The sequence below is a fragment of the Sphingorhabdus sp. genome (assembly GCF_029865925.1).
Classification (GTDB): Bacteria; Pseudomonadota; Alphaproteobacteria; order Sphingomonadales; family Sphingomonadaceae; genus Sphingorhabdus_B.
On the sequence record NZ_JARXAI010000037.1, the window covers coordinates 1 to 5,364 of the forward strand.

The window sequence follows — 5,364 nt, forward strand, 5'->3', positions numbered from 1 at the left end:
GCGGATGGCCACAAGCGTCTGTTATGGCTCGCGGGCGAGGACTACACTGCTATCCCACAGTTAAACGGGGTCAGTATTGATATCGAAATCGTCTACCGAAGCGCAGCAGTCAGCACGCCAGATGACTTCGCGAGCAAGGTAGCCCAAAGCGACCTAGTCATCCTGCATTCGTCCCGCGCTGCAACGCATTTTGCGGGCCTTTGCGATGCGTTGGAACTGCACCGCGGCGCCATTACGCTCGCGACATTCTCAACTGGGATTGCGCTGTCGGCTGGTGTGGGTTGGGCGTCAATGATCGTTGCAGACACGCCGAATGACGCAGCATTGCTTGATGCAATTAAGAGGCATTTTGAAATGGCGCATTGCGCATCTTAACGGAACGCGGCTATCGAAGGACCAACATGAGCGATTTTCCAATGGTACAATCCGCACAGACTGCTTCGCGCAGAAAGATGAAATTCAAGTACATCATGCTCCTTCTTCTGTTCGCCTTTGCGAGTGGCGCCATTGCGACATGGTGGCTTGCCGATTCTTTTGGCATATTGACGGCGCCCGGCGCGACCGATGCAGTGGAGGCAGACGGCAACAATAGCCCACCATCGGCAGCGAATGTGGCGCCTGTGTCCCCTTCGGCTGCAGGCATGACTGCACAGGTTGAGGGTCAGGTCGTGCCGGTTTATGTGACGGATTCCGTCATCTCGAGTGACGCGCTGCGGGGTGAAGGGCTGTTGCTGACCTATGCCGTGCGCCGAACGCTCGATAATGGCGCGCCTTTGGGATATTTGGCTGAACAACTTCGGCTGCGTTTTGGCGCAACTCAGCCACAAGCCGTTCGAGCTGTTATTTCAGCAGCGAAGGCCCCCGTCACGATCGCAAATTTACAAACTGAGTTAGGCGGTCTTGCGCCCGAGTTGATAAGCGGTAAGCGCGAGGATGGTGTCTGGGCGATGATGACGCACGAGCTATCCCAGCTTTTTGTTCTGCGTCGCGATGGCGTTGCTGCGCTGGCGCCGGAGCAGCGGTTGGTTCGGGCACAGGCACTTGTCGAAGGTGGCAAAATGGCCGCCGCCATGCAGGAAGTTGCGGCCATGCCTGGCGCACCTGCCGCGCAGTCCTGGATGGTCCGGGCAAAACGCTACACCGATGCGCGCAAGGCGCTCGACCGGCTGGAGCAAATGGCATTGATCCGTCCGGTGGTCGTGCCCATGGCCGTACCAACGGCAACCGAGGCACCTGCGCCCAAGGCGTCGCAAGGCCCGCTCTGAACGTTTCTAAAGCTTGGTCCCAGTCAGCAGCGGGTGGCCCGCGATCGCCCTTGAACTTTATCTTATCTTGCGCCTGACCGGGACCGGAATGTTGCAAATGTCCGCGCCGCCCGCCGGCACATTGAAAAACGGATCGCGCCGATTGGCGCGCGCGTCGGCATAAGCCGCAAAGCTGTCGCTGTCGGTGGAGAGATATTCAAAGGCGGGCACGTCCTTTGTCTCATTGCCTAGCCGCACCGAAAGAATCGGCACGCGCTCTTCCTCTTTTTCGTAAAAGCCCAGCGCACCAGTGCCGCGCGGCAGGCTGGACATATGCTCAATGCCTTCGATGACGCGGCCCACAAGCGCGATGTTCCGGTCTAGATGTCGCGGCGCATGACCAATGACGGTATAAAGCTCATCTCCGCTGCCGGTGTCTGGTGAGAGGTTTCGGCCAACGCCGACCATGCCGTAGCAATGGATTGGCCAAAGCCCTTCACTGCTTGCCGCTAACGGCCAACCAACGTAGAACCCGTGGGCAGCAGCATAGGCGTCGCGCCCTCCGTCGGCCCCTGCAAAACTCCAGACCTTACCGGGCCAGTTAGGCGTGATGTAATTCTTCGGCCCCACAGTTGCCAGACCCTCGGGCAAAGCCTTCTTCTCGGTCGCATCGCCCCATTGTGCGACATAATTGTCCTGTACGCGGTTGATGCTTGCGCCGTCCCAAAATCTAGCCGCTGCCAGCTTGCGGATATTGCTGACCCAACCCTGGCTGAACGGTGCAGGGATTAGTTGAATGACGACGCGGCGCGGCTTGCCTTTCGAATCGGGCGCAAGATCCATGACCATCAGGTCGGATGGCGCAATGGCCACCCACTCTCCAGCCTTGGCCGAAGCCATAATTTCCGACGGCGCAGGGTGGGTTTTGACCTCTTGCGCAGAAACGGGGAATGCGGCGCACATCGCGGCGCTGGCGAACAGGGACAGATTTCTTTTCATCGATAGGGTTATGGCAAATCACTGTGCCTTGCGAAAGCGCAAAGGAGCGGCTAGGGGCGTGCGTCCCTAAGGGGAATGCGGAGACGTGGCCGAGTGGTCGAAGGCGCACGCCTGGAAAGTGTGTATAGGGGTGACTCTATCGTGGGTTCGAATCCCACCGTCTCCGCCAACGCACCGAGTTGCGAAACAAACTGTCTCTAGCAACTTGGATCATTAGGCACGACCATCAGAAAGCATTGAATTTACGTCATTTTTTGTGGATCAGCTCTTCACTGCTATTTACCCGCTGACCACCCATGAGTTGGAAAAATCGACCGCCTACCGAGAGCATCACAAACTCCAAGCAATGTGTAGAAGGCGAAAGCCCCGGAAATCCGACATTTTTATCGACCAAACCTTTTAAGCCGAGGTTCGGTCGGTAAGCAAATCTAGCTGGATGTGGTGGCCTACGCCATTGACGTAGCCCTGATCGAAAAATAGCCAGTGGTGATGAAACGCCAACAAAAGCCCAAAAATGAACTGAAGGTCATAGTTACCTTCTCGGAGACAGGCAGTCGAAGCGCCACCAGTCACCGCTGCGAAATTCCAACTATCAGTGTGGCCGCAATCAGGCGCAGGACTGGCTTATCGCAAAGTGCCTTCGCCGCCAGCATTGGTGTCCCAGAGGGTACCCTGATAAACTGGGAGCAAGGCCGCCGTCAGCCGCCTGGGCCAGCCAAGGTACTACTCGCACTGCTAGCAAAGAAGCCCAATCTCGTTGCGGAGCTTTACCCCCAGCCGCAGCCGCGGGTCCGATGGGGGCAGGGGCATCCGGACCCGAGCACCATGACGGCGGAAGGGAGGCTGACTGAGATTGGGGAAATCCTTGCTGCTGGCGTTCTGCGAATACAAAAGCCTGCTGCTAACGAGTAAAACGGCTGTCTTACTTCCGCTTCCCAGAAATGGAACAGGCGTGCACTCACATTATGTCGGCTTCCGGTGCATGCACAAAGCTCAGTAAACGGTTGAAACTAGGTGGTCTCGAGACTGGCAGTTTTCGGAACGGTAAAGCTAAAACCAGACGTTCGCTTTATGGCGTATGCTGGGCCGGCAGCGGACTGTCCGCTTTTATCTGGGTGCTCCGAAAAGCTGACAGTGTGGCTAAGCATTCTGACATTCGACGCTGAGCCTGGGGAATTTTACAATTCAGTTCACGAACAAACGGTCTTTGATATTGAAGCCGGAGAATGGAATGGATTGGCGTTTGATAACTCTGTTATCAACTAATCCTAATCGCCTGTGGGGTTTAAGCAATAAGTCCAATGCACTTCAATCACCGCGAAATTGTCATAAAGCAGCGTTACTCCACTTAGTGTCGAAAACACGCGGGAGTGATGGTTCAGATGGAAAGCAAAGTCACACTTGGATTGATCATGTTTTCCGTGGTTACCCCAGTCCAGGCCCAAGAGGTAATCGGCACGGAATATGCTGTCGCCGCCGACATCGTCGTCACCGCCCAGAAGCGCACGGAAAACCTCCAAGACGTGCCAGTCAGCCTGCAGGTTCTTGACACCCGATCGCTCGCCGAGCGGGGCATCTCGCGTTTCGACGACTATGCTCGGTTCCTCCCCAGCCTGTCTTACACAAGCTTCGGCCCCGGGCAAGCCGAAGTCTTCTTCCGCGGCCTCTCCAACGGCAACCGGTTGTCCACGGGCTCCCTGCCGACCGTAGGCGTCTATCTCGACGAGCAGCCCGTCACCACCATCGGCGCGGTGCTCGACGTCCACATCTACGACATCGCCCGTGTTGAAGCCCTCGCCGGGCCGCAAGGCACCCTGTTCGGCGCCAGCTCCGAGGCCGGAACCCTCCGGATCATTACCAACAAGCCCCGCCAAGGGGTGTTCGAGGGCGGCTTAGATCTCGAGGGCAGCAGCTTAGCTAAGGGCGGGTTTGGGGGCTCGGCTGAGGGCTTCGCCAACGTGCCTATCACCGACAACATCGCACTCCGCATCGTTGGCTTCAATGTGCGCGACGCCGGCTACGTCGACAATGTCGCTAACGAACCCGACTTGGTATTCCCGACCTCGGGCGTCGTCCGCGACAACAGCAGCTTTCGCGGTAACGACCAGAACCGGGTCGACACCACCGGCGGTCGCGCTGCGCTCGGCATCGACCTCGACGATAACTGGACTATCACTCCCAGCGTGATGGCCCAACGCCGCACCGCCGACGGTACCTTCGCCTTCCGTCCAGCAGTTGGCGACCTAGAGAATGTCCGCTACACGCCCGACACCATCCGTGACCGCTGGGCCCAAGCCGCGCTCGTGATTGAAGGTAAGATCAGCCGCCTCGACGTCACCTACGCCGGCGCCTATCTCGAGCGCAGCGTCTCCTACACCGCCGACTATTCCGACTATGCATTCTTCTATGACAGCTACTTCGCCGAGACGCCTGACTATTTCGGGGACCAGTTTATCAACAACGCGGGCGAGCTGATCGACCCGAGCCAGATCACGACCCAGTTCGAAAAATTCACCAAGCAGAGCCACGAGCTGCGCCTCGTCTCGCCCGCCTCGGATCCACTACGGATTGTTGCCGGCCTCTTTTATCAGCGCCAGACCAACGACTGGACCAACCTCTACAAGGTGAAGGACCTAGCCGACAGCCAGTCGATTACCGGCCAGCCGGGGGTTAATTACGCCAACATTCAGTTCCGAGTTGACCGCGACTATGCCGCCTTCGCCGAGTTAAGCTATGACATCCTGCCCGAGCTCACAGCAACCGGCGGCGTGCGCCTATACCGCTACAACAACGATGTTGTGGGCTTCTTCGGCTACAATGCCGACCGGTCGGAAGTCGGCGAAGCGGGCTGTCTTCCTGATACCGTCGGTATCTACGGCACCCAAAGGCCGTGCGACAACATCGACGCCGGTGCGCGTGGATCGGGTTTTCGCCACAAGCTTAATGTCAACTGGCGCCCGACCCAAGGCAAGCTGCTATACGCCACCTGGTCAACCGGTTTCCGACCGGGCGGGATCAACCGCCGCCCGACCGCGTCGCCCTATGATGCCGAAACGCTGACTAACTACGAAATCGGCACAAAGACCAGTTGGGCCGGCGGGCGCCTGCGCCTGAATGGGAC

General features: G+C 58.1%; 4 protein-coding genes, 1 tRNA gene and 1 pseudogene. 5 read left to right on the top strand and 1 reads right to left on the bottom strand.

The genetic code is table 11. The features are described from left to right. Positions 1-375, top strand: a pseudogene (locus tag QE270_RS03595) (uroporphyrinogen-III synthase); the annotation flags it as partial. 77 nt (positions 376-452) lie between these two features. Next, positions 453-1,265, top strand: a complete 813-nt coding sequence (locus QE270_RS03600; protein ID WP_300035284.1) for a hypothetical protein — start codon at positions 453-455, stop codon at positions 1,263-1,265. 57 nt (positions 1,266-1,322) lie between these two features. Here the strand turns inward: QE270_RS03600 and QE270_RS03605 are convergent, their stop codons facing one another. Then, positions 1,323-2,243 (bottom strand): peptidylprolyl isomerase, encoded by a 921-nt coding sequence (locus QE270_RS03605; RefSeq protein WP_300035287.1) that lies wholly within the window; start codon positions 2,241-2,243, stop codon positions 1,323-1,325. A 79-nt stretch (positions 2,244-2,322) separates the two neighbouring features. On the opposite strand from QE270_RS03605, the gene QE270_RS03610 reads away from it, so the two are divergent. The 3 genes from QE270_RS03610 to QE270_RS03620 all read left to right on the top strand — a co-directional run. Next, a tRNA-Ser gene (locus tag QE270_RS03610) sits at positions 2,323-2,412 on the top strand. 320 nt (positions 2,413-2,732) lie between these two features. Beyond that, a complete protein-coding gene (locus QE270_RS03615; protein WP_300035290.1) occupies positions 2,733-3,155 on the top strand; it encodes a helix-turn-helix domain-containing protein in 423 nt (140 codons plus the stop codon). A 470-nt stretch (positions 3,156-3,625) separates the two neighbouring features. After that, a partial coding sequence (locus QE270_RS03620) for a TonB-dependent receptor (RefSeq protein WP_300035293.1) occupies positions 3,626-5,364 on the top strand: 1,739 nt, incomplete at its 3' end.